General features: G+C 70.9%; 24 protein-coding genes. 12 read left to right on the forward strand and 12 right to left on the reverse strand.

Features of this window, described 5'->3' with window-relative positions:
- The first annotated feature begins 5 nt into the window (after nt 1-5).
- The 4 genes from AC3EO4_RS00240 (at nt 6) to AC3EO4_RS00255 (ending at nt 3,760) form a co-directional block, all read left to right on the forward strand.
- The gene (locus AC3EO4_RS00240) at nt 6-1,358 is read left to right on the forward strand and encodes an ABC transporter substrate-binding protein (protein WP_379579972.1); all 1,353 of its coding nucleotides are present in this window, start codon (nt 6-8) and stop codon (nt 1,356-1,358) included.
- A complete protein-coding gene (locus tag AC3EO4_RS00245; RefSeq protein WP_379579970.1) occupies nt 1,358-2,302 on the forward strand; it encodes a carbohydrate ABC transporter permease in 945 nt (314 codons plus the stop codon). Before AC3EO4_RS00240 ends, AC3EO4_RS00245 begins: the two co-directional genes overlap by 1 nt.
- Nucleotides 2,302-3,132: a carbohydrate ABC transporter permease gene (locus AC3EO4_RS00250; RefSeq protein WP_379579968.1), complete on the forward strand. Its 831-nt coding sequence runs from the start codon at nt 2,302-2,304 to the stop codon at nt 3,130-3,132. Before AC3EO4_RS00245 ends, AC3EO4_RS00250 begins: the two co-directional genes overlap by 1 nt.
- A gap of 166 nt (nt 3,133-3,298) precedes the next feature.
- The gene (locus AC3EO4_RS00255; protein WP_431892770.1) at nt 3,299-3,760 is read left to right on the forward strand and encodes a hemerythrin domain-containing protein; all 462 of its coding nucleotides are present in this window, start codon (nt 3,299-3,301) and stop codon (nt 3,758-3,760) included.
- Nucleotides 3,761-3,916: 156 nt separating this feature from the next.
- On the opposite strand, the gene AC3EO4_RS00260 is transcribed toward AC3EO4_RS00255, so the two are convergent.
- The 4 genes from AC3EO4_RS00260 to AC3EO4_RS00275 form a co-directional block, all read right to left on the reverse strand.
- Nucleotides 3,917-5,167, reverse strand: coding sequence for an esterase/lipase family protein (locus AC3EO4_RS00260; protein WP_431892771.1), 1,251 nt, complete (start codon nt 5,165-5,167; stop codon nt 3,917-3,919).
- Nucleotides 5,168-5,619: 452 nt separating this feature from the next.
- On the reverse strand, nt 5,620-6,642 hold the full coding sequence (locus AC3EO4_RS00265; RefSeq protein ID WP_431892774.1) for an LLM class flavin-dependent oxidoreductase: 1,023 nt from the start codon (nt 6,640-6,642) through the stop codon (nt 5,620-5,622).
- Between the two features lie 205 nt (nt 6,643-6,847).
- A complete protein-coding gene (locus AC3EO4_RS00270; RefSeq protein WP_431892776.1) occupies nt 6,848-8,299 on the reverse strand; it encodes an alpha-lytic protease prodomain-containing protein in 1,452 nt (483 codons plus the stop codon).
- Between the two features lie 86 nt (nt 8,300-8,385).
- Nucleotides 8,386-9,315: a LysR family transcriptional regulator gene (locus tag AC3EO4_RS00275; protein ID WP_379579959.1), complete on the reverse strand. Its 930-nt coding sequence runs from the start codon at nt 9,313-9,315 to the stop codon at nt 8,386-8,388.
- A 97-nt stretch (nt 9,316-9,412) separates the two neighbouring features.
- Here AC3EO4_RS00275 and AC3EO4_RS00280 point away from each other — a divergent pair, with 97 nt between their 5' ends.
- Both AC3EO4_RS00280 and AC3EO4_RS00285 read left to right on the forward strand, forming a co-directional pair.
- Nucleotides 9,413-9,628, forward strand: a complete 216-nt coding sequence (locus AC3EO4_RS00280; protein ID WP_379579957.1) for a DUF6158 family protein — start codon at nt 9,413-9,415, stop codon at nt 9,626-9,628.
- Nucleotides 9,628-9,861, forward strand: a complete 234-nt coding sequence (locus AC3EO4_RS00285) for a hypothetical protein (RefSeq protein WP_379579956.1) — start codon at nt 9,628-9,630, stop codon at nt 9,859-9,861. Before AC3EO4_RS00280 ends, AC3EO4_RS00285 begins: the two co-directional genes overlap by 1 nt.
- 19 nt (nt 9,862-9,880) lie before the next feature.
- Here AC3EO4_RS00285 and AC3EO4_RS00290 read toward each other — a convergent pair whose 3' ends face one another.
- From AC3EO4_RS00290 to AC3EO4_RS00300, 3 genes are read right to left on the reverse strand one after another with little or no spacing between them, the layout of a single operon-like run.
- The gene (locus AC3EO4_RS00290; protein ID WP_431892780.1) at nt 9,881-10,525 is read right to left on the reverse strand and encodes a hypothetical protein; all 645 of its coding nucleotides are present in this window, start codon (nt 10,523-10,525) and stop codon (nt 9,881-9,883) included.
- Complete coding sequence (locus AC3EO4_RS00295) at nt 10,522-11,589, reverse strand: vWA domain-containing protein (protein WP_431892782.1); 1,068 nt, start codon at nt 11,587-11,589, stop codon at nt 10,522-10,524. Before AC3EO4_RS00295 ends, AC3EO4_RS00290 begins: the two co-directional genes overlap by 4 nt.
- Entirely contained in the window at nt 11,586-12,629 is a 1,044-nt protein-coding gene (locus AC3EO4_RS00300; RefSeq protein ID WP_431892783.1) for an AAA family ATPase, read from the reverse strand. Before AC3EO4_RS00300 ends, AC3EO4_RS00295 begins: the two co-directional genes overlap by 4 nt.
- A 174-nt stretch (nt 12,630-12,803) precedes the next feature.
- Between AC3EO4_RS00300 and AC3EO4_RS00305 the strand changes: the two genes are divergently transcribed.
- From AC3EO4_RS00305 to AC3EO4_RS00325, 5 genes are all read left to right on the forward strand, one after another.
- The gene (locus AC3EO4_RS00305; protein ID WP_379579948.1) at nt 12,804-13,148 is read left to right on the forward strand and encodes a DUF4190 domain-containing protein; all 345 of its coding nucleotides are present in this window, start codon (nt 12,804-12,806) and stop codon (nt 13,146-13,148) included.
- Between the two features lie 115 nt (nt 13,149-13,263).
- Complete coding sequence (locus AC3EO4_RS00310) at nt 13,264-14,382, forward strand: sugar ABC transporter substrate-binding protein (RefSeq protein ID WP_431892786.1); 1,119 nt, start codon at nt 13,264-13,266, stop codon at nt 14,380-14,382.
- A gap of 1 nt (nt 14,383) precedes the next feature.
- Entirely contained in the window at nt 14,384-15,148 is a 765-nt protein-coding gene (locus tag AC3EO4_RS00315; protein ID WP_379579944.1) for an ATP-binding cassette domain-containing protein, read from the forward strand.
- Nucleotides 15,141-16,367: a sugar ABC transporter permease gene (locus AC3EO4_RS00320; RefSeq protein ID WP_379579942.1), complete on the forward strand. Its 1,227-nt coding sequence runs from the start codon at nt 15,141-15,143 to the stop codon at nt 16,365-16,367. The genes AC3EO4_RS00315 and AC3EO4_RS00320 overlap by 8 nt, the downstream gene beginning before the upstream one ends.
- A gap of 9 nt (nt 16,368-16,376) precedes the next feature.
- Complete coding sequence (locus AC3EO4_RS00325; protein WP_431892789.1) at nt 16,377-17,162, forward strand: putative hydro-lyase; 786 nt, start codon at nt 16,377-16,379, stop codon at nt 17,160-17,162.
- A gap of 22 nt (nt 17,163-17,184) precedes the next feature.
- Here AC3EO4_RS00325 and AC3EO4_RS00330 read toward each other — a convergent pair whose 3' ends face one another.
- On the reverse strand, nt 17,185-17,781 hold the full coding sequence (locus tag AC3EO4_RS00330) for a P-loop nucleotide/nucleoside kinase family protein (protein ID WP_431892792.1): 597 nt from the start codon (nt 17,779-17,781) through the stop codon (nt 17,185-17,187).
- A gap of 85 nt (nt 17,782-17,866) precedes the next feature.
- On the opposite strand from AC3EO4_RS00330, the gene secY reads away from it, so the two are divergent.
- Entirely contained in the window at nt 17,867-19,138 is a 1,272-nt protein-coding gene (secY, locus tag AC3EO4_RS00335; RefSeq protein ID WP_431892795.1) for a preprotein translocase subunit SecY, read from the forward strand.
- A 45-nt stretch (nt 19,139-19,183) separates the two neighbouring features.
- On the opposite strand, the gene AC3EO4_RS00340 is transcribed toward secY, so the two are convergent.
- The 4 genes from AC3EO4_RS00340 to AC3EO4_RS00355 form a co-directional block, all read right to left on the reverse strand.
- On the reverse strand, nt 19,184-19,837 hold the full coding sequence (locus AC3EO4_RS00340; RefSeq protein ID WP_379580274.1) for a response regulator: 654 nt from the start codon (nt 19,835-19,837) through the stop codon (nt 19,184-19,186).
- Between the two features lie 32 nt (nt 19,838-19,869).
- Nucleotides 19,870-20,805, reverse strand: a complete 936-nt coding sequence (locus AC3EO4_RS00345; protein WP_431892797.1) for a sensor histidine kinase — start codon at nt 20,803-20,805, stop codon at nt 19,870-19,872.
- A gap of 97 nt (nt 20,806-20,902) precedes the next feature.
- Nucleotides 20,903-21,289, reverse strand: a complete 387-nt coding sequence (locus AC3EO4_RS00350) for a PPOX class F420-dependent oxidoreductase (protein WP_379579932.1) — start codon at nt 21,287-21,289, stop codon at nt 20,903-20,905.
- Nucleotides 21,290-21,323: 34 nt separating this feature from the next.
- Nucleotides 21,324-21,971: a DUF899 domain-containing protein gene (locus AC3EO4_RS00355; protein WP_379579930.1), complete on the reverse strand. Its 648-nt coding sequence runs from the start codon at nt 21,969-21,971 to the stop codon at nt 21,324-21,326.
- Between the last annotated feature and the right edge of the window lie 32 nt (nt 21,972-22,003).

Consider the following 22,003-nt stretch of genomic DNA (forward strand, 5'->3'; position numbering starts at 1 on the left):
GAAGCATGAAAAGGACATGTATGGCGGTCCTCGCGTTAGCCCTGACCGCCTGCGGCGCTCCGGCAGCCCCCGCCGAGGACGAATTCTCGCTCCCCACCGCAGCCGCGTACTTCACCACCGCCTGCCCCGAGGCCGGGACCAAACCCGCCGCGGACAAGGAGCTCACCTACTGGTCGATGTGGACCAAGGACGAGCCGCAGGGCAAGGTCCTGCGCCACGCCGCCGACTGCTTCACCAAGAAGACCGGCGTCAAGGTCACCATCCAGTGGCTGGGCCGCGCCTACCTGCGGCAGAACCTGCTGCCCGCGCTCAACACCGGCACCGTCCCCGACCTGTTCGACCAGGATCTCACCAACATCAGGGCCGCGATCGTCTCGGCCCGCGGCACCCGGCCCATGGACGACGTGCTGGACATGAAGACCGGCGACGGCACGGTGCGCGACGTGCTGCCCGCCGCCTACCGGGACACCCCGGCGATCAAGGACGACGCGGGGAAGCTGTTCGCGGTGCCGTACATCGTCATGGGCAACGCCTGGTGGTACGACAAGAAGAAGGTTCCCGGGTTCAAGGCGCCGCGGACCATGGACGAGCTGTACGCGCTGCTCGGAGACAGGTCCGTCGCGCTCGACGGGGACATCGGCTACTACGCCGCCTGGTACTTCGACCAGCTCGCCGCCCGGTACGTCGGCCCCGGCGGGCTGGCGAAGGCGGCGCAGGACCCGACCGGGCAGCTGTGGAAGAGCGAGCCTGGCTTCCTCAAGGCGGCCGAGCACACCGCCAGGATCGCGACGCACCTGGTCGACGGCTGGGACGCCGGCAAGTTCCCGCAGATCCAGCAGCGCTGGGCCGACGGTGACGCCGCCTACCTGTTCATGGGCAGCTGGGGCCCGACGGAGACCCGCGAGTACCTCGCCAAGCAGGGCGGCGGCCAGAGCATCGACTACGGCTCCTTCCAGTTCCCCCTGCCGGACGGCGCCGCCCACGACGTCATCGAGGTGCAGCAGATCGCGTTCGGCGTCACGGCCAAGGCGAAACACCCCGAGGCGGCCAAGGCGTTCATCGCCTACTTCCTCACCCGCGACCTGCTCGCCGGCATGCCCGCGGTCGCCGACAGCCTCACCCCGCGCAGCGACCTGCCGGTCCCGTCCGACCTGGCCGATCTCAAGGCGGCCCTGGAGGACCCGGCGAAGAAGCACACCCTCTTCATGGACGGGCTGGACGGCGTCGCCGACGGCAAGTTCGCCGAGCAGGTGTTCTTCCCGGCCGACAACGACCTGCTCAGGGGCAGGCTGACTCCCGCCGCGTTCGTGGACAGGCTCGCCACGGCGACCGCGGCGTTCTGGAAGACGCAGGGCTGATGGCACAGGCCGTGATGGCGGGCAGGCGCGCCCTGCCCGCCGCTGTCACCCCCCACCTGCGCAACCGGCGGCGGCTGTTCTGGCCGTTCACGCTGCCCGCGATCGCGCTCTACGTCGTCTTCCTCGTCGGCCCCGCCGTCGCGACCGTGGTGCTCGGCTTCACCCGCTGGTCGGGCGCGGGCCCGGTCACCTTCGTCGGCCTGGAGCAGTACGGCAGGCTGCTGGGCAGCGAGTCGTTCCGCGACGCCTTCGTCAACACGCTGGGCTACATCGTGGTGGGAGGGGCGGGCACGTTCGTGTTCGCCTTCCTGTTCACGATGGTGCTGAGGGGCATGCGGGCCTCGAAGACGGTCAGAGCGATCCTGTTCTTCCCCAACATCGTCGCGCCGGTGGCGCTGGGCATGTTCTTCGGGTTCGTCTTCAAGTACAACCCCGGACGGCAGGGCCTGGCCAACTTCCTGCTGGAGTCGCTCGGCCTGCCCGCGGCCGGATTCCTGCGCCCCGAGAACGTCACCTGGGTCGTGATCGGCGCGCTGGTCTGGTCCAGCGCGGGCTTCTACATCACCATCATGATGGCGGCGGTCGACCGCATCCCGCCCTACCTGTACGAGGACGCCGAGTTGTGCGGGGCCTCGCCCTGGCAGCAGTTCCGCGCCGTCACACTGCCGCTGACCTGGGACGTGGTGGGCATCGCAGGGGTGCTCTGGACGATCGGCGCCGTCAAGATCTTCGAGATGGTGTTCGTGCTCGCGGGACCCGGCACCTACCTGCCGCCCAGCAGGACCTGGACGCTGGCCATCTACGTCTACGACCGGTCCTTCGGCGCGCAGGGCACCCCGGAGTACGGCACGGCCTGCGCCTGCGCGGTCGTGATGATCGTCCTGGTGACCGTGCTCGTGACCGCGCTACGCCGGGTGATGCGCAGAGAGAGGCTCGAATACTGATGCTCAGACTCACGGGGAGGACGGCCGTCTGGCTGTTCACCGCGCTCAACGTGCTCCTGCTGTACTGGCTGGTCGCGGCGTCGTTCAAGACCCCGCTGGAGATCTTCCGTGACCCGTTCGGCCTGCCGTACACGTGGTTCGCCCGCGGCAATCCGTTCCGCAACTACCTGTACGCATGGAACCAGGCCGAGTTCGGCCACGCGTTCATGGTCACCGTGGTCCTGGTGGCGGCGGCCTCGGCCTCGATCGTGCTGGTCTCCGCTCCCGCCGCCTACGCGCTCAGCCGGTTCGGCGTGCGCGGGTCGGGGGCCCTGACCGGCTTCCTCGCGATCGGCATGGGCGTCCCCATGCAGACCGTGATCATTCCGCTGTTCGTCGGCCTGGCCGCGTTCGGGCTGACCAACAGCCTGTTCGGCCTCTACGTGCTCTACGTGGCCCTGTCGGTGCCCTTCACGGTGTTCCTCCTGACCGGCTTCTTCCGCACCCTTCCCGAGGAGACCGAGGAGGCCGCCGCCCTCGACGGCGCCTCACCCCTGCGCACGTTCGTCTCGATCACGCTGCCGCTGGCCCGCGGCGGCATGGTCACCGCGCTGATACTCAACGCGATCGGCCTGTGGAACGAGACCCTGCTGGCCATCGTGTTCATCCAGGAGAACTCGGGCTTCACCCTGGCCCGCGCGCTGTTCACCTTCTACGGCGCGGCGACCTACCAGTCGGAGTACGGCGGGCTGATCGCGGGCGTCGCGATCGTGGTGCTGCCCATGCTGGCCCTGTACCTCCTGCTGGCCCGCCGCATCATCACCGGCCTGACCCTGGGCGCGGGCAAGTAGGGACCGTCCCGCTCGGCTCCGGGCGGCCCACGCGACGTCCGCCTGGAAGAGGGCGGCGGGAGGCCGGTCTTCGCAACGTGGGATGTCAACCGGCGGGCCGGGGTCGTACCGTGGGAGATGTCCGCATACGGCTCTGGCCGTGGCAACGCGCGATCGAGTAGAGACCATGTCCGACGACCCCGTCACTCCTCCCGAGGAGGAGCTCGCCACGCTCCGGATGCGCCGTGCCCATCTGCGTCGCGCGTGCGACGAGCTCGAACAAGCACTGGCCGCGCTGTCGGCGGGCCCTGCCGACGACAGGGCTCGGCGGCTGGCGCCTGCCGTGGCCCGGGTGCGGGAGGCGTTCGCCGCGCACATCTCGATCGTCGAGGGCCCTGACGGCCTCTTCGACGAGATCCGGGCGGAGGCGCCGCGGCTGGAGGGCATGCTGCGGCGGCTGCATCGGGAGCACGACGACATCGCTGCCGGGCTCGCCGCCGCGGAGGAGGATCTCTCAGCGCCCGACGAGGCCGCCATGGCGCGCGTGAGAGAGCGGTTGACCGCGGTGCTGGTCGCGCTGGGCCGCCACCGGCAGCGAGGGACGGACCTGCTGTACCAGGCCTACGAGATCGACATCGGCGGGGAGTGACCGATCCCGCGGGTCTCCGGCGCTGCGTGCCGTACCCCAAGAAGCGAGGTACGGCACGCGGCCAGGCGCCGGCGGCATGGTCATCGGCTGGGTCGACGGGATGGTCGACGGCACTATCGTCGGCATGGCCGGGCATGGCGGGCGGCGTGAACCGGCTCAGCCGAGCCAGGTGGTGATCTGGTTCATGGCGTTCGTGGCCCAGCCGAGCTTGAGGTGGTTGAGTGCGAGCGTCGCGGCGGCGGACCGGTTGGCGACGCCGTCGGCGGCGGTGCAGCTGGCGACGAACACCGCGCCGTCGGAGGGACCGGTGTGCTCGTTGTGCAGCAGCGCCATGTCGGGGGAGTTGCCGCAGAGCTGGTAGACCGGCACGCTCGCGGGGGTGCCCGCGGTGATGAGCGACCTGACCAGCGAGCCCCTGTCGATGGCGTACTGGATGCCGCGGCCGGCGGTGTAGAAGCCGGTGCCCCCGTAGTAGGTGGTGTACCAGTCCTGCTCGGCGGCGGGCAGCGGGTAGACGTCGTCCCAGCGGTAGAGCATGTCGTCAGAGCCCGGATAGGCGTCGCCCTCATAGCTCAGCTCGGGGTGGTCGCGCCAGAGGCCGTAGCAGACCATCCGGGTGTGCGGGGCGGGAGCGTTCAACGAGCCCCCGCATTCAGGAAATATCGCGAAATCGTGGGTCCAGCCGTGCCGGTAGCCCCAGTCGAAGCCCTTGTTCGGCCCGCCGACGAGGACCAGTTTCCTGACGTCGCCCGCGTACGCCGTTCCCCAGGACCTGCGCAGGGACGAGACGTACATGCGGGCGTTGAACGCGCCCTTGGACCAGCCGATCACGTCCACCTGGGCCGCGCCGGTCTTGGCCCTGATCTGGGCGACGGCGTCGCGGATCTGCTCCGACCAGTAGTAGCCGTCCCCCGTGACGTGCGGGAAACCGATCGCGAACACCTTGTAGCCCTGCGCGTCGAGGTGCTGCATGAGCCCAGTCGTCGGGCAGCTCGCCTGGCCGCAGCCGTACGAGCCGCGCGCGTTGGGGTTCGCCCATGCCAGGTCCGCCGTCTGGTTGGCGCCGTGCACCAACAACACGGGGGTGGCCTTGGCGCCGGTCTGCCAGCTCGGCGCGTGATACAGCAGGAATCTCGACGAGTGCGGGCGGGCGACCTCGCCGAACAGGCGTTTCGTCTGTCCCGTGTGGTCGCCGCGCCCGTCCGGGGGATAGGTCTCTGCCTGGAATCCGCTGGAGCCGTCCCTGTAGCGCTCGACCCGCGCCCAGCCGTTCTCGAGTCCCGTCGTGTAGGTGGCCTCCAGCGTGACCGGCCCCGCCGCGGCGGCGGGCGCGGCAGGCGTCGTGAACAGTGCACAGGCCGCCAGCGTTAAGGCGGCAGCCGCTCGTCCCCAAGGGCGTCGTCGCATCACATCTCCCAGAACCTGTTGCGCCGAGACAGATGTGTTCAGTTCGCCGGATCAGGGGCGCGGGGTCAATGTGGGCGGACGCCATGTCCGCGCCCGCGTGCGTGTCGACCGCGCGATCGGTGGCACCCGCCGGAGCGGAGCCGGGTATGGGCCATTCACAACGGACAAAATCCAGCGCTCTTCCTGCTCGGGTCGTGGTCCGACGCCCTCATGGCGGGCGCCGGATTCGCCCTCGGAAGGGCGGTGATGGTGCTCACCTTCCTGCTCGCGCGGGACAAGATGAGAGCCGACACCGCGTTCGACGTCGTTTCGAGGCCTTCCGCGGCAGCCTGGGCAGGCGCCGGTGTCCGCCACCTCCCTGGCGCGCGCGGCCGTGGTGCTGCTCGCCGGGCTGGTCCTGCTGCTGGCGGCGTGAGCCTGCCCGTCCTGAGCCCTTCGGGGGTGCGCGCGGACTACGGCAGGTCCAGCTCGAAGGCCTGGGCGATCAGCTCGTAGGAGCGCAGGCGGTTGGCGCCGCCGTACACGCCTGTGGTGATCATCAGCTCGTCCGCCTCCGTGCGGTCGCGCAGGGCGGTCAGGCCCGCGCGGACCTCGGCGCCCGTGCCCTTGACGACGTTGCGGAGATAGCCGTCGACGAAGGTCTGCTCGACCTCGGCGTAGGGGTAGGCCTCGGCCTCCTCGGGGGAGGGGATGGGGCTCGGCCGGCCGCGGCGCAGGCGCAGCATCGCCAGGGCGGTCGTGCGGGCCAGGCGCAGGGCCTGCTCGGAGGTGTCGGCGGCGACCGCGTTGACGCCGATCATGGCGTACGGCTTGTCGAGCCACTGCGACGGCTGGAACCGCGTGCGGTAGAGCTCGAGCGCCGGCTCGGTGTTCTCGGCGCTGAAGTGGTGGGCGAAGGCGAAGGGAAGCCCGAGCATGCCCGCGAGCTGGGCACTGAAGCCGCTGGAGCCGAGCAGCCAGATGGGCGGCCGGTCGGCGTTGAGCGGGTAGGACTGCAGGCCTCCTGGGGCTTCGCCGTCCAGGAAGGCGGCCAGCGCGGCCACCTCCTCGGGGAACGCGTCGGCGTCGCCCCTGCGCATCGCACTGGCCGTGGCGGGGTCGGTGCCAGGGGCGCGGCCCAGGCCGAGGTCGATGCGGCCGGGGTGGAGCGCGTGCAGGGTGGCGAACTGCTCGGCGACGATCAGCGGAGGATGGTTGGGCAGCATGACACCGCCCGAGCCGAGCCTGATCGTCTCGGAGTGCGCGGCGAGGTGGGCGATCAGTACCGCAGGGGAGGAACTGGCGACGCTCGGCATGCCGTGGTGCTCGGCGACCCAGTAGCGGTGGTAGCCCCAGCGCTCGGCCCGCCGTACGAGATCGGTGCTGGTCCTGAGCGCGTCGGTGGCGCTGCCGCCGGTGCTGACGGTGGCCAGGTCGAGGATGGAGAGCGGCACGTCGGCCCGGCCGCGCGCGACGCCCCTGATCTGATCGGTCATCTTTGGGCCAACCCGCGCGCACACGGGTCTATTCCAGGGCGCGGACCTGCGGGTTCTCCCTCCCCGTACGGCACGCATGGGTCGAGCCCACCCCCTGCGCGGGGTGGGCTCTGTCCAGGGGGACAGCCGGCGGGAGCGCGGCCGCGGGTGCGTGACGACCAAGGCGGTGCGGCGGCCACCAGGAGGCCGGTGGCCGCCGCACGGCTCACGGCCTGTTCACGCCCAGCGTGTAGGAGCCCGAACCGGAGTAGGAGTTGACGCGGTACCTGTAGTAGCCGGCGGTGCCGTTGTAGCTGATCGACTCGTCCGGGTTGGCGCTGTCGCTCTTGGCGACCTGCGCCCACGAGGAGCCGTTCCACTTCTCCAGGTAGAGGTCGAAGTCGACGCCGCTGGGCCCGTCGAGGCAGCCGGCGTGGGTTCCGGACACGGTCGACTGGTAGTAGGAGTTGTTCGGCTGGTACTGGTTCTGGCCGTTGCTCAGCGAGCCGTTGTAGATCTCGCGGTAGTTCTGGCAGCCGGTGGGCGGGTTGCCGCCGCCGGTGACCAGGGTGAGCCCGTAGACGGAGAGGATCTCGTTGACCGGCTGGAAGTAGGTGGTGCCGCCGGAACTGCAGTTGCCCGACCCGCCGGAGGTCACGCCCTGCGCCTGGTTGCCGGAGATGTAGGAGCCGCCCGAGTCGCCGGGCTCGGCGCAGACGCTCGTCCTGGTCACCTCGTAGACGGTGCCCTGGGAGTAGGTGACGCTGGTGTTGAGCTGCTGGACGGTGCCGCAGTGCCATCCGGTGGTGGAGCCGGCGCGGCAGATGGAGGAGCCGACGGGGGCGACGGTCGAGCCGTTGACCGGGATGATGCCCGCGCTGTAGCCGTTGACGACGCCGACGGGGGTCCAGCTGCTGTTGACCTCGACCCACGCGTAGTCGTTGCCGGGGAAGGAGGAGCCGCGGAAGGTGCCCTGGGCCTGCTGGTTGGCGCCGCGGGTGGTGGCGCCGGTGCTTCCGCAGTGTCCCGCGGTGACGAATCCGCCGTTGGTGCCCGGCTTGGTCACGGAGAAGCCGACCGAGCACCGGGAGCCGCTGCCGATGTAGTAGGCGTCGCCGCCGCGGACGTCGGCGTACGGCACGGGCTGCTCGCCCGACTGCTCGACCCTGACGAGCGCCTTGTCGGCGCCGCTTGCCCCGACGAACGCCTCGGCCTCGGCGGGGTTGGAGGAGAGGACCACGACGCTGTTGGTCCGCACGTCGACATACCAGACGGGGGCGGTCTTGGGGGCGCTGGACGCGGCCTTGTCGAGGGCCTGCTTGCCCGCTTCGAGCTGGGCGAGGGAGTGCGCGACGACCTTGACCTGGGCGCCGGCCACGCGGCGCCTGGAGGCGTTGGTCGTGGCCACGATCAGCGTGCTCTCCGGGCCTTCGACCCAGCTGCCGGCGAACTCGCCGCCGAGGTTCTTGGCGAGTCCCGGAGCGGTCTGCGCGGCCCGCTGCTCGTTGGCCAGGCGCTTGACGGCCTGTTCCTGGGTGAGGCCGAGGTCGCGCTGCATGGCCTCGAGGAGCCCCTTGGGCGGGTTGGTCTCGGCGGGAGCCGATGCGATGGCGGGGGTCGAGGACAGGGCTAACGCGCCGATCGCGATCGCGATCAGCGCTCGGGTGCGGCGAAGCATGGGAACTCCTTCGCTTGCTGGGGGTGCCGTCACCGTAACGGTGGGTCCACCAGCCGAGGAGCTACCACTTGCCCCCTATCACGGTGTTATGGGGAGGTGCCGAAACCTGGGTTGCGGATCAGCCAGTCGTGGTAGACGGGGCTGCGCCGTACGGCGTCGGCGTGGGCCGCCTTGGCGTGGGCGGCCACCCATGACGCGCCTGGGGCGCCCGGATGGTGGCCGAGCATCTGGCGCCAGCGCAGCGGCGCGCCCGCGACGGGCACCATGACGAGTCCGGGGGCGAAGGGGTGGGTGGCCTGGCACAGGACCACCGCCCTGCCGACCTGGGCGAGGTGCACGCACGTGGCCACGTCCGTCTCGTACATCGTGCAGGGTGTGAATCCCGCGCGCGTGCAGGCGGCGGCGAAGCAGTCACCGAAGCAGCCGTCGCCCGGGGTGACGGCCCACTGCTCGTCGGCCAGGTCGGACAGCGCCACCTCCTTCTCGCCCGAGAGGCTGTGCGTCTCTGCGACCATGATGAAGACGGGGTCGATGCCGATGGTGTGCCACGCGATGTCGCCCTCGGGCACGCCGTCGCCGCACGCGCCCGCGAGCACGTAGTCGAGCCTGCCCTGGGCGACCATCAGGGCGAGCTCGCGCGACGACCACGAGGTGTAGGTGGAGACGGGGGCGGCGGCGGCCAGCCGGTCGACCAGCCCGCCGAGGACGGGTCCGTTGGTCGCGCCGATGCGGTAGCCGCCGGCGGTGGCGTTGGCGAAGCGGAGGGCTTCGTCCTGCAGCTCCTGCGCGGCGGGCAGGAGCACACGGGCGCGGGAGAGCACCAGTTCCCCGAGGGGAGTGGGTCTGGCGCCGTAGCGGTCGCGCTGGAAGAGGGCGCCGCCTAACGCGCGTTCGATGCGTTTGAGCTGGGCGGTCAGCGCCGGCTGGGCCACCCCTAGCCGGGTCGCTGCCTTGCTGACGCTGCCCGACTCCGCGACCGCTCGAACGATCTTGAGGTGCCGGAGCTCGAGGTCCATACGGGGAAGGTAAAACCGACACAACATCCCCGCAATCCCTATTGTCAGGAAAATTGACGGATGTTGTGGGGGCCAGGTAACGGGTAGCTGACGTCTTATGGGAATCGATCCAAGGGACCTGTCGGAAGAAGACCTGATCCGCGAACTGCGGCAGCTCTACCAGACACGCCTGGAGACGCTGCTGCACGGGCCCGACGACGCGCTCGCCCGCCACACCTCGCGCACCAACGAGCTGGAGAGCGAGTACCTGCGCCGCCATCCCGTGCGGGACATCGACCCCGGCCGGTTGCGTGAAGGAGCGAGGCAGCGCTGATGGAACCACACGACGTGCAGGCGCTGTCCGACGTCGATCTGGCCGTGTATGAGGCCGTCGCCGCCATCGCGGTCGGAGGCGACGAGGCGCGGGTGGCCGACGTGTCGAGGATGGCAGGGATGAGCGAGGACGAGACGAGGCGGAGCATCGCCACCCTCGTCGCGATGGGCCAGGTGGTGCCCAAAGGCGAGGGCTACACGCTGGGCCGCCACGACTTCGGCCTCGAATACTGAGACATCACCTACTGAGACATCACCCGTTCAGGGCTCGCAGCACCGCGGCCTGCTCGGCCGTCACCCCCCGGGCCCGCTGCGCCGCCGCCTCAGCCGGGGTCAGGCCCGCCGCGCACCAGGCGGCGACCTCGCCGACGGGCACCGCTCCCCACCAGTCCATGACGAGCGCCACCGCCTCCCTGCCGAGTGCCGCGGCCTCCGCGGCGGTGAAGCCCAGCGCGGCGAACAGCCGCGCGTCCCCCGGGTCGACCCGCCGCGCCGCCCACTGCTCGCCGGCCGCGCCGTCCCAGCCCGCGTCGGCGTAGGCGCGTGCCACGTCCGCGGGGACGCCCGCCCGCAGCAGGTGTCTGATCGGCCCCTCGGGCATGTCAGGCGCCTTGGCGAACCACGACACCCTCCTCGCCCGCTCGCCGCACAGATGCCGCCTGGCCGCGTCGTGCGGGGCGACGCCGAGCTCGTGCCAGCGGACCGCCTCGCCGGGCGTCATCCCCGCGCGCTGCCAGACGACGACCGTGCGGGGAGCGGCACCCGCCGTACGCCAGAGGCGGGCGTCGCCGGGGTCGAGCACGCCCGCCTCCCGCCACGCGGACGCCTCCACCCGGTCGAACCCCGCGTGCCGCCAGCGCCGCGTCTCGCCCAGGCTGAACCCCTCCCAGCCGCTCACGCCGCCACCCGCACCACGCTCGCCCACGGCGGGACGTCGGGCGTCCCCCGCGCGTCCACCAGGCAGACGATCACGTGCGCCCGCCGGCGGCGCTCGGGCCACGGCGTGTCGCCGTCGGTCAGCGCGACGACCACGTCAGGGCGGAGCGCGTCCGCCGCCTCGAAGCCCTTCCGCAGGTCGGTGCCCCCGCCGCCGACGAGCTCGACCTCGGCGGCCCTGGTGACCCGCTGTACAGGACGGGCGGCCGCGTCACAACAGATCACCTCGACGCCGCGGTGCCCGCAGGCGCGCAGCACCCCCTCGATCTCCCCCAGCACCCGCCGCAACGCGGGCTCGCCGAGGCTGCCGGAGGTGTCTGCCAGCACGACGACGCGCGGGCTCGGCCTGACCATGGCGGGCAGCACCACGTGCGGAAGGCCGCGCCTGGACGGGCGCCGGTAGCTGTAGTCGACCTGGCCGCGCGACAGGCCCCGCCGGACGAGGAAGGCGAGCGCGCGCCGCCAGTCCACCGATGGGCGCAGGACGGACTCGGCCCAGCGCCGCCAGCCGTACGGGGCCTCTCCTCTGATGCGTGAGGCCACCGCCCTGGCCAGCAGGTCGCGCTCCAGCGCCGACATGACGGCGGGCCCGGTGAACGGCGCGCCGCCGCAGGGAGTGAGCTCGGACGGCACGTCGATGAGATCGAGCAGCCGGTGGTAGTCCGCCGCCATCAGGCCGGACGGCAGCCCGAGCCGGTCGGGGGTGACCGCGGTGGCGGGGGCGGCGCCGAGGTCGTCGTTGATCTCCGCGTCGTTCGCCGTGTTCCATGTGACGCCGTCACGGCCGCTGACCAGATGGTCGCGCAGCAGGTGGCCGACCTGGTGCAGGAGCGACCACGCCAGCTCCTCCACGGGGATGGCCTGCGCGGTGGCGGGGGAGAGGTGGAGGTTCCAGTTGGCGTCGGCGCACGCCCCCACGGCGTCCTCGTGGACCAGCGGGGTGAGCGCGAACAGCGCCGAGGCCAGGTACGGCGCACGCGCCGCGGCCAGGAGCCTGGCCGCCGCGAAGCGGTCCATGACGCTCATCGCAGCAGTCCTGCCGCGCGCAGGATCGGTGCCAGCTCCATCATCGCGGTGGGCAGGTGCGCGCCGTAGGGACGGGCGGCCGCCAGCGAGCGCGCGGCGCCCGCCGCCACGTCGGGCGTGCGCCTGGCGACCCTGGCGATCAGCGGCCACGCCCGCTGCCAGGTCTCCGCGCTGCCGTCGGCCGACACGTGCGCCACGACAGAGCCGAGCACCGCGTGCACCCTGTCGATCCGGTCGGGCAGCGGCGCCCCCGGATCGGCAAGCAGCGTCTCCGGGTCGGGCAGATCGAGGTCACGCAGCCACGACAGCAGCTCGAAGCCCGCCGCGTCGCCCACCGCCCCTCGCACCAGCTCGGCGGCGACCTCGCCCTGCGCGCAGGCCACCGCTCGGGCCGCCAGCTCCCACGTGCGCGGGCTGGGCCACGCCCGCGCGGGCCCGTCCGGTACGGCGAGCACCAGCTCGGGCCGCACCCGCAGGAACGCCCCCACGAGCGCTTTGGCCCTCGCCACCGCCGCGGGGGAGGGCGGGGGCCCGCCCAGCGCGTCCGGTACGACGAAGCCGCCGGTGAACCCCTCGGCCACCACGGCGGCGCTCGCCCGCCAGTCGAGGTGGATCAGCCGGTTGGCCAGCGGCGCCGACAGGTCCCAGCCGTCGGCCGCCTGCTCGGGCGGGTTGGCGGCGGCCACGATCCGCACCTCGTCCGGCAGCACCAGATCGCCGACGGTCCTCTCGAGCACCACGCGGAGCATCGCGGCCTGGACGGCGGGCGGCGCGGTGGTCAGCTCGTCGAGGAACAGGATGCCGCGCCCCGCCCTGGCCAGCCGTTCGGCCCAGCGGGGCGGGGCGAACCAGGTGCCGCCTTCGCGCAGGACCGGCAGCCCGGCGAAGTCGCTCGGCTCCCTGATCGAGCCGACGACGGCTTCGACGGGCAGGCCCAGGCCTGCGCCCAGCGCGAGGACGGCCGAGGTCTTGCCCGTCCCAGGCGCGCCCCACAGGATCACGGGGAGGTTCGCGGTCACGGCGACGGCGAGCGCTTCCATGCGGTAGCCCCTTCGTGCGTCAACTAATGTTGACGTCAACTCTGGTTGACGCACCCGTGATTTGTCAACTCCGGCCCGGCGGCAGGGGTGCCCCGCACGGCCGCCTCTTGATCAGCAAGGAGAAGTGGAGGATCGTGTCGGTTGACATCGCTCCAGGGACGGAGACGACGACACATGCACCCTCCCTACGGGGACGACGAGCACCGGTACCTCCCCCGTCCGGCCACAGCGCCGACGTCGGGCGCCGCGGTGGCCAGCCTCATCTTCGGGATCTTCGGGTTGTTCGGCAGCTGGTGCCTGTTCGGCATTCCGTCGATCATCGCCGTGATCCTCGGCCACGTGGCCACCTCGCAGACCAGGCGCGGGCTGAGACCCGGTCACGGCATGGCGGTCGCCGGGCTCATCCTCGGCTACGCCGTCGTCATCCCCGCGCTGGTCGTCACGGTGTTCGTCTTCACCCACCCCACCGCGCTCGCCGAATGGGTCAACACCGTCTTCTCATGGGTCGACTCGTCCTGAATCCGTAGACTCCACGAAAAATCAGAACATCGCCTGGCAAAGCTGTGACAAGGCAGTCGCCATGTCGGATCCGCGAGGGTAAGGCCCCACCCGAGGGATCCGATCGGGGGACGCGGTGAGAGCACAAGTCATCGGCGGAGTTCTGGTAATTCTCGGGCTGGCCGTCGCATGCGGTACGGCAGGGCAGTCGGGTCAGGCGGGAAACACTCAGGGCGGCACCGCCAGCGCGAGCGCCATCGGCACGGTCGAGCAGGGCTTCAAGATCGGCCTGCTGCTTCCCGAGTCGAAGACGGCCAGATACGAGAAGTTCGACCGGCCGTACATCACCAACGACATCAAGGCCCTGTGTCCCAAGTGCGAGGTCGTTTACAACAACGCCAACCAGGACCCCAACCAGCAGCAGCAACAGGTCGACTCCATGCTGACCAACGGGGTGAAGGTGCTGATCCTGGACGCGGTGGACGCCAAGGCCGTGGCCTCCTCCGTCGCCAAGGCCAAGAGCCAGGGCGCCATGGTGATCGCCTACGACCGGCTGGCAGGCGGACCGGTCGACGGCTACACCTCCTTCGACAACCTGCAGGTCGGCAAGGCGCAGGGACAGGCGCTCCTGGACGCGATCAAGGCGGGCGGCGACCCCAAGCGAGGGCCGATCGTCATGGTCAACGGCTCGCCGACCGACCCGAACGCGGCCGACTTCAAGAAGGGCGCGCACTCGGTGCTCGACGGCCAGGTCACGATCGGCAAGGAGTACGACACCCCTGACTGGAGCCCCGACCAGGCCAACACCGAGGCGGCCGGCGCGTTCACCGCGCTCGGCGCGAGCAACGTGATCGGCGTCTACGCGGCCAACGACGGCATGGCGGGCGGCATCGCCAGGGCCATGCAGAACGCGGGCGTCAAGCCGGGCACCCCGCTGACCGGCCAGGACGCCGAGCTGGCGGCCATCCAGCGGATCCTGCTCGGCACCCAGACGATGACGATCTACAAGCCGATCCAGCCCGAGGCCAAGAACGCCGCCCAGATGGCGATCGACGTCGGCACGGGTAAGTCGATCAAGGGTACGACCACCGTGGACAACGGATCGGGCAAGCCCGTCCCCGCGCAGATCATCGCGCCCATCGTCGTCACCAAGGACAACATCAAGGACACCGTGGTCAAGGACGGCTTCTGGAAGGCCGCCGAGATCTGCACCCCCGCCGTGAAGGCGGCGTGTGACGCGGCAGGGATCTCCTGAGATGGCCACCGTCCTCGCCCTCGAGGGCATCTCCAAGCGGTTCGGCGCCGTCCAGGCGCTGACGGACGTCGACCTCGAGGTCAACGAGGGCGAGGTCGTCGCGCTGGTCGGCGACAACGGCGCAGGCAAGTCCACGATGATCAAGGTGATCGCCGGCGTGGGCCCGCCCGACGAGGGGACGATCACGTGGGAGGGCAGGCGCGTCTCGATCACCAGCCCCTCCGACGCGCAGGCGCTCGGCATCGCGACCGTCTACCAGGACCTCGCGCTCTGCGACAACCTCGACGTGGTCGGGAACCTCTTCCTCGGCAACGAGCTCACGTCGACGGCCGTCCTCGACGAGGTCTCCATGGAGAAGCGCTCGCGCGACCTCCTCCACACGCTGTCGATCAAGATTCCCAGCGTGCGGATCCCCGTGGCCTCGCTGTCGGGAGGCCAGCGGCAGACGGTGGCGATCTCCCGCTCGCTGCTGGGCGAGCCGAAGGTCGTGCTGCTGGACGAGCCGACCGCCGCGCTCGGCGTCGAGCAGACCGCCCAGGTCCTCGACCTGGTCGAGCGGCTGCGCGCCCAGGGGCACGGCGTGATCCTGATCAGCCACAACATGGTCGACGTCATGGCGGTGGCCGACCGCATCGCGGTGCTCAGGCTCGGGCGTAACAACGGCTTCTTCGACGCCAAGGCGACCACCAGAGAAGAGATCATCGCGGCGATCACCGGGGCGACCGACAACGCCGCGTCACGCAGGGACAGGAGGCTCAGTGACTGAAACCCCGGTCGACCCGCGGCTGGTGGTCCGCGAACAGGGCCTCACCGGCTATCTGGAGGAGTTCAAGCAGAAGGTGAGGGGCGGCGAGCTCGGCCCGCTGCCGGTCATCGTCGGCCTCGTCGTCATCTGGCTCGTCTTCCAGAGCCTGAACAGCCAGTTCCTGTCCGCGCAGAACCTGTCCAACCTGAGTGTCGACATCGTCCCGACCGGGATGATCTCGGTGGGCATCGTGTTCGTGCTCCTGCTGGGCGAGATCGATCTGGCGGCGGGCGCGGTCAGCGGCGCCTGCGCGGCGGTGCTGGCCGTGCTCAACGTCAACCTGGGCATGAACCCGATCCTGGCCATCCTGCTCGCCGTCGTGGTCGGCGCCGTGCTCGGCCTCATCCACGGCTTCTTCTTCGCCAAGATCGGGGTGCCCTCCTTCGTGGTCACGCTGGCGGGCTTTCTCGCCTGGACCGGCTTCCAGCTGTGGGTGCTCGGGCCCAACGGCACCATCAACCTGCCGAGCGAAGGTTTCGTCGCCGGACTGACCAGCACCTACTTCGTCTACGTGATCGCCGCGTACGGCCTGGCGGCCCTGGCCGTCGCCGGCTTCTTCGTGGTGTCGGTCATGGGCAACAACCAGCGCCGCGAGGCGGGCATCCCGTCCAGGACGACGGGCGACATCGTCTTCCGGACGGTCGTGCTCGCGGTGGTGGCCTTCGGCGCGGCCTACATCCTCAACCTGTACAAGGGGCTCCCGCTCGCGCTGCTGATCTTCCTGGTGATCGTCGTCGGAACGGACTTCGTGCTGCGCCGCACCAAGTACGGGCGCAGCATCTTCGCCGTCGGCGGCAACATCGAGGCGGCCAGGCGCGCGGGCATCAGCGTGCCGTTCATCAGGATCTCCGTCTTCGTCATCTCGGGCTCGTTCGCCGCGATCGGCGGCATCTTCGCCGCCTCCCGCATCTCCAGCGCCAGCCAGGCGACGGGGCAGAGCAACGTGCTGCTCATGGCGATCGCGGCGGCGGTGATCGGCGGCACCTCGCTGTTCGGCGGGCGCGGCACCACGTACTCGGCGTTGCTGGGCATGCTCGTCATCCAGTCGATCGCCTCGGGAATGGCGTTGCAGGGCGTCAGCAACTCCATCCAGTTCATGGTGACCGGCGCGGTGCTGCTGGCGGCGGTCGTCATCGACTCGGTCTCGCGCAGGAGCCAGAAGGCGGCCGGCCGGGCGTAGCGTGGGTCCATGGAGGACGCCGCAGCACCTCTTCGCGAGAGAACCCTGACCCCTGCCCAGGCTCGGGCCCGCTTCAGGGCGGGGGAGCACACCCCCACGGCCGGCTGGTGCGAGGGCTGGATCCAGGCCAACCTCATCGCCGTCCCCGAGCGGCTCGCAGGGGACCTGCGCCTCTTCGCCGAGCGCAACCCCCAGGCCTGTCCCGTGCTCGACGTCGGGGAGCCTGGCGCGACCAGCACCCGGATCTTCCCCGGCGACCTGCGCACCGACCTGCCCGGCTACCGGATCTACCGTGAGGGCGAACCGGTAGCCGACGCCGGCGACGTCGTCGAGCACTGGCGGCCCGACCTCGTCGCCTTCCTCATCGGCTGCAGCTTCACCTTCGAGGCCGCCCTCATCCGGGCAGGCGTACCCGTCAGGCACGTCGAGCTCGGCACCAACGTCCCGATGTACCGCACCGCCGTGGCGTGCGAGCCCGCGGGCGTGTTGCGGGGGCCGCTCGTGGTCTCCATGCGCCCGGTGCCCGAGCGTTTGGTGGCCACCGCCGTCGAGGTCAGCGGCCGCTACCCGGACGTGCACGGCGCCCCGGTGCACATCGGCGATCCCGCGGTGCTGGGCATCGCGGACCTGTCCCACCCCGACCACGGCGACCCCGTCCCCGTACGACCCGGCGAGGTTCCGGTCTTCTGGGCGTGCGGCGTCACCCCGCAGGAGGCCGTGATGGCAAGCGGCGTCGACTACGCCATCGGCCACCTGCCGGGCCACATGGCGATCACCGACCTCCGCGAGACCTAGCCAGGTGCCCGCCGCGGCGCCTTCACCCGGCCGGCCTCGCGGCGCCCGGCCGGGCTCGCGGCGGCATGCCCGCCGCGCTGAGCTGGTCTCCCAGGTCGGGCGCCCCCCGCCGGTTGTCGATCTCCAGATGCGGTACGGCGGGCGGCTCGTCCACCATGATCGCCTTCAGGTAGGCGTCGAAGGCCGCCAGCTTGCCCTCGTCCCTGGCCAGCCCCCTGGCGAGAAGCCGCTCGCGCAGGGTGGGCCCGTCGGAGCGGACCCACACCAGCCGGACCGGCGGCCCGCCGAGCCGCTCCACCCAGTCCTCCCACAGCGCCGCCGCATGCACCTGCGAGGTGAAGGGGCCGTCGAGCATCACCGGGCACCCGTGCGCGCGGATCTGCCGTGCCAGCCTGGTCAAACCGCCGTACTCGTGGTGTTTGACGTGCTCGTCGTACCAGGGGCCCTCGCGCTCGCCCCGCGGCCTGCCGCGCGCGGACAGCAGTTCGGCGACGAAGTCGCCGTAGACGGCGTCCTTGTCGAGCAGCGCGGGGACGGGGTCCAGGCGCGCCAGCAACGCGGCGGCGACGGTCGACTTGCCCGCGCCAGGCGGGCCGCTGATCACCCAGACAGGAACCACAAGGTCAGAGCGTACGCGGATCTGCGTACGCCGATGCCGCCCGCCTGCGGACGCCCTTCCGCGCGATCATGGACAGACTCGGCGCATGCTCACCTTGGTCCTGCGCGCCTTCAAGATCCCTGACCTGCGCAAGAAGATCCTTTTCACGCTGGGCGTCATCGTGCTGTTCAGGCTGGGGCAGATCCTGCCCGCGCCCGGCGTCGACATGGTGGCGGTACGCCAGTGCCTCGGGGGAGCGCGCGGCGGGATCGTCGACATGGTGCAGTTGTTCAGCGGCGGGGCGATGCTGAAGCTGTCGGTGTTCGCGCTCGGTGTCATGCCGTACATCACGGCGAGCATCGTCATCCAGCTGATGGCGGTCCTGATCCCGCGCCTGGACCAGCTCCGCAAGGAGGGGCAGAACGGGCAAGCCAAGATCACGCAGTACACGAGGTACCTGACGGTGGGGCTGGCCGTGCTCAACGCCACCACCGTCGTCGCACTGGCCCGCTCGGGCCGGCTGCTGCCCGGCTGCACGCGTCCCGTGCTCTACGACACCGGCCTGCTCGCGGTCGTCGTGCTGGTGGCCGTGCTGGTCGCCGGCACGTGCGTGGTGATGTGGCTGGGAGAGCAGATCAGCGGCAAGGGGATCGGCACCGGCATGTCGATCCTCATGTTCACCCAGGTCATCGCGGTCTTCCCGTCCTACATGTCGACGATGTTCGTGATGAGCCCCTTCGCGGCGGTGACGATCCTCGTCGCAGGCCTGTTCCTGGTCGCGGCGGTGATCTTCATGGAGCAGGCGCAGCGGCGGGTTCCCGTGCAGTACACCAAGCGGATGGTCGGGCGGCGGATGTACGGCGGCAGCAGCACCTACATCCCGCTCAAGGTCAACCAGGCCAGCATCGTTCCGGTGATCTTCGCCTCGTCGCTGCTCTACATCCCCACGCTGCTCGGCGACGCCGTGCCGTGGATCAGCCGGTACATGGCAGGCGACCACCCGCTCTACATGCTGGTCTACTTCCTGCTGATCGTCGGCTTCGCCTACTTCTACGTCTCGATCACCTTCAACCCCGTCGAGGTGGCCGACAACATGAGGCGCTTCGGGGGATTCGTGCCGGGCATCAGGCCCGGCAGACCGACCGCCGAGTACCTGGGGTTCGTGCTGTCGCGGCTGACCGCGTCGGGCGCCGTCTACCTGGGCGTGCTCGCGCTGCTGCCGCTGGTGGCCTTCGCCCTGCTGCGCGACCCTTCCTCGGCGCAGAACTTCCCCTTCGGCGGCACGAGCGTGCTCATCATGGTCGGCGTCGGGCTGGAGACCGTGAAGCAGATCGAGGCCCAGCTCCAGCAGCGCAACTACGAGGGGCTGCTGAGGTAGCGCACGGGGGCGGCACGAGCCGTGCGCCAAGGGCCGCGACACGGCTCACGACGGCAGGGCGAGGCCCGCGCGCATGGCGAAGACCACGAGCTGTGCCCTGTCCCGGGCGCGCAGCTTCACCATGGCCCTGCTCACGTGCGTGCGCACGGTGTCAGGACTGATCACCAGCTCCCTGGCGATCTCGTCGTTCGACCTGCCGGTCGCCACCCAGGCGACCATCTCCCTCTCGCGCGGCGTCAGCGTCTCGACGCCGGCGACCGGCTCGGCGCCGCCCGTCCTGCCGAACAGGCCGATGACCTTGCGGGTGATGGCGGGCGACAGCAGAGCCTCGCCCGCCGCCACCACCCTGATCGCGCTGACCAGCTCGTCGGGGGCGCTGTCCTTGAGCAGGAACCCGCTCGCGCCCGCCTGCAGCGCGGCGAACACGTACTCGTCCACGGCGAACGTGGTCACCACGACGATCCTGGTGCCGTGGAGGGCGGGGTCGGCCGCGATGGCCCTCAGCACCTGCAGGCCGTCCATGCCGGGCATCCTGATGTCGAGCAGCAGCACATCGGGACGTCGTTCCCTGACCAGCGCCAGCGCCTGTCCGCCGTCGGCCGCCTCGCCCACCAACGCCATGCCGGACTCCCTGGCGATGAGCGCCTTGAGTCCCATCCGCACGACCGCCTGGTCATCGGCGATCCCGACTCTGATCACGGCTTCCCGCGTCGCGTCGCCTTCGACCGGGATCACGCGCTGTCCAGGGGGAAGCGGGCCACCACCTGGAAGCCGCCGCCGTCCCTCGGACCGGCGCGGAACTCGCCTCCCGCGGCCAGCACCCGTTCCCGCATGCCCGACAGTCCCCGGCCCTCGCCCGCGGCGGCGGGCCCGCGGCCTCTGTCGGCCACTTCGAGCACGAGCGCGTCCCGCTCGCCCGTCACCTTCACCAGCGCCCTGGTCGGACCCGCGTGCCTGATCACGTTCGTGAGCGACTCGCGCACCACCCCGTAGACGGCGCCGCGCAGGTGGGCGGGGACCTCGGGGTCGGCCGGCTCCATGTCGACGGGCAGGCCCGCGGCGCGGACCCCGCCGACCAGGCCCGAAAGCCGGTCATCGGCGCCGCGTGGGTCCATCAGGTCGAGCGCGCCGCGCAGCCTGGCCAGCGCCTCCATGCTCGTCTCCCTGATCGCCCGCAGCGACTCCCTCGCCTGCTCGGGGTCCTCCTCCAGCACCAGCAGCGCGAGCCCCGCCTGCATCGCGATGGTCGAGAAGCCGTGGCCCGCCGCGTCGTGCACCTCGCCGGCGATCCTGGACCGCTCCCGCGCCAGCAGTTCCTCGGCCAGAGCGCTCGCGGCGGCACCGGAGTCAGCCGGTACGGCACCCGCTTGGAGCGAGGACTGCCACAGAGCCGCGGCCGGCGCCGCGCCCGCGCCCTTGGCCGCCCACTCGCCGACGGATCCCGCCCAGGGGTGGTACCGCGCGGGACGCGGGGCCGCGTCGGGACCCGTGAACGCGTCGGGGCCGGAGGGCATGTCGTGGCGGCCGGCGGCGGGCGCCGGCGGCGGGGTGTCGTGCTCGTAGGCGGCGGCCGCCGCGGCGCGGGCCTGGGCCAGACCGCTCAGCGACAGCGGGACCGCCAGCCAGCCCGCCCACACCAGCATGAGGACGGCGGGCATGTCGCCCATGCGGGCAGCACGTGACGCCGCCGCGGACATGGACTCCCACAGGCGGCGGACAGGGCGTCGTTCCCGTGTCACCATTCCGCCCAGATCCTAGCCAGTTTCAGACGTTGCGGTTCGACGCCCCGTCGCCCAGGCCCCAGGAAATGATCTTTCGCGGGACGATCCTGATGAGTTCGCCGCTGTAGCCGGGAAGGGGCGGCTCCTGCTCGGTGAGAGCCTCGGCCGTCCCTCTGATCTCGATGCCGCGCACGGTCCACGGCCGTGTCGATACCAGGTCGTCGACCACGAAGCCCACCGTGCTGCCCGCGGCCACGTTCCTGAACTTCTTGGAGCCGCCCATGCCGTGCCCCCCGATGTCGAGGGTGCCGTCGGCGTTGACGAAGAAACCGACAGGGCTGTTCTGCACCTGGCCGTCGGGCGCCACGGTGGCCAGCCTGCCGAGCCGCTGCGTGCCCAGGTAGTCGAGCTCCGCTTGGGTGAATGTCATGCGGTCAAGCCTGTGACGTCAAGCGTGGTTGAGGTCAAGCGTATTCGTCGTTGAGCCGCCACCACTGGTAGGGCTCGGTCTGCGGCCGGCCCTGGGGGGAGTCCTCCCAGGTCTCCTGCCTGCCGTACGGGGTCAGGTCGAGCAGGTTGAAGTCCATGCGCAGCCGGTCGGCGCCGCGCGCGGTGGTGAAGTAGGTGCGGAAGGCGCGCTCGCCTTCGCGCAGGAACACGCTGAGGCCGAAGCCGTCGCCCGCGCCGCAGTCGGTGTTGAACTCGGGGCCCGAGTAGAGCGGCAGGCGCCAGCCAAGGCGCTGCCGTACCGGCTCCAGGTCGGCGTACGGCGAGCGGGAGATCACCGCCATCGTCGTGTCGCGGGCGCGCAGGTGCGCCAGGTTGGGGATGTTGTCGGTGAACGACGCGCATCCGGTGCAGGGCAGGCCGTCGTCGTGCAGCGGCATGAAGTGGTAGACCACGAGCTGGCGGCGGCCGTCGAACAGGTCGAGCAGCCCGAGCTTGCCCTCAGGCCCCTCGAAGACGTAGTCGGTGGCGAACTCCACCATCGGCAGGCGGCGGCGCTTGGCGGCCAGCGCGTCGAGCTGCCTGGTGGCCGCCTTCTCCTCGACAAGCAGCTCGTCTCGAGCGGCCTGCCATTCCTCGGCGGAGACGATCTTCGGTAGGTTCATACTCCTAATTTAGGAGTGCTCAGTTAGAAAAC

This window comes from Nonomuraea sp. bgisy101, from assembly GCF_057708945.1.

What these genes read in the sequence shown, in the direction of transcription:
- AC3EO4_RS00240 (WP_379579972.1), top strand. Translation starts at nt 6, where the DNA reads ATGAAAAGGACATGTATGGCGGTCCTCGCGTTAGCCCTGACCGCCTGC.
- AC3EO4_RS00245 (WP_379579970.1), top strand. Translation starts at nt 1,358, where the DNA reads ATGGCACAGGCCGTGATGGCGGGCAGGCGCGCCCTGCCCGCCGCTGTC.
- AC3EO4_RS00250 (WP_379579968.1), top strand. Translation starts at nt 2,302, where the DNA reads ATGCTCAGACTCACGGGGAGGACGGCCGTCTGGCTGTTCACCGCGCTC.
- AC3EO4_RS00255 (WP_431892770.1), top strand. Translation starts at nt 3,299, where the DNA reads ATGTCCGACGACCCCGTCACTCCTCCCGAGGAGGAGCTCGCCACGCTC.
- AC3EO4_RS00260 (WP_431892771.1), bottom strand. Translation starts at nt 5,167, where the DNA reads ATGCGACGACGCCCTTGGGGACGAGCGGCTGCCGCCTTAACGCTGGCG.
- AC3EO4_RS00265 (WP_431892774.1), bottom strand. Translation starts at nt 6,642, where the DNA reads ATGACCGATCAGATCAGGGGCGTCGCGCGCGGCCGGGCCGACGTGCCG.
- AC3EO4_RS00270 (WP_431892776.1), bottom strand. Translation starts at nt 8,299, where the DNA reads ATGCTTCGCCGCACCCGAGCGCTGATCGCGATCGCGATCGGCGCGTTA.
- AC3EO4_RS00275 (WP_379579959.1), bottom strand. Translation starts at nt 9,315, where the DNA reads ATGGACCTCGAGCTCCGGCACCTCAAGATCGTTCGAGCGGTCGCGGAG.
- AC3EO4_RS00280 (WP_379579957.1), top strand. Translation starts at nt 9,413, where the DNA reads ATGGGAATCGATCCAAGGGACCTGTCGGAAGAAGACCTGATCCGCGAA.
- AC3EO4_RS00285 (WP_379579956.1), top strand. Translation starts at nt 9,628, where the DNA reads ATGGAACCACACGACGTGCAGGCGCTGTCCGACGTCGATCTGGCCGTG.
- AC3EO4_RS00295 (WP_431892782.1), bottom strand. Translation starts at nt 11,589, where the DNA reads ATGAGCGTCATGGACCGCTTCGCGGCGGCCAGGCTCCTGGCCGCGGCG.
- AC3EO4_RS00300 (WP_431892783.1), bottom strand. Translation starts at nt 12,629, where the DNA reads ATGGAAGCGCTCGCCGTCGCCGTGACCGCGAACCTCCCCGTGATCCTG.
- AC3EO4_RS00305 (WP_379579948.1), top strand. Translation starts at nt 12,804, where the DNA reads ATGCACCCTCCCTACGGGGACGACGAGCACCGGTACCTCCCCCGTCCG.
- AC3EO4_RS00315 (WP_379579944.1), top strand. Translation starts at nt 14,384, where the DNA reads ATGGCCACCGTCCTCGCCCTCGAGGGCATCTCCAAGCGGTTCGGCGCC.
- AC3EO4_RS00325 (WP_431892789.1), top strand. Translation starts at nt 16,377, where the DNA reads ATGGAGGACGCCGCAGCACCTCTTCGCGAGAGAACCCTGACCCCTGCC.
- secY (WP_431892795.1), top strand. Translation starts at nt 17,867, where the DNA reads ATGCTCACCTTGGTCCTGCGCGCCTTCAAGATCCCTGACCTGCGCAAG.
- AC3EO4_RS00345 (WP_431892797.1), bottom strand. Translation starts at nt 20,805, where the DNA reads ATGGGCGACATGCCCGCCGTCCTCATGCTGGTGTGGGCGGGCTGGCTG.
- AC3EO4_RS00350 (WP_379579932.1), bottom strand. Translation starts at nt 21,289, where the DNA reads ATGACATTCACCCAAGCGGAGCTCGACTACCTGGGCACGCAGCGGCTC.
- AC3EO4_RS00355 (WP_379579930.1), bottom strand. Translation starts at nt 21,971, where the DNA reads ATGAACCTACCGAAGATCGTCTCCGCCGAGGAATGGCAGGCCGCTCGA.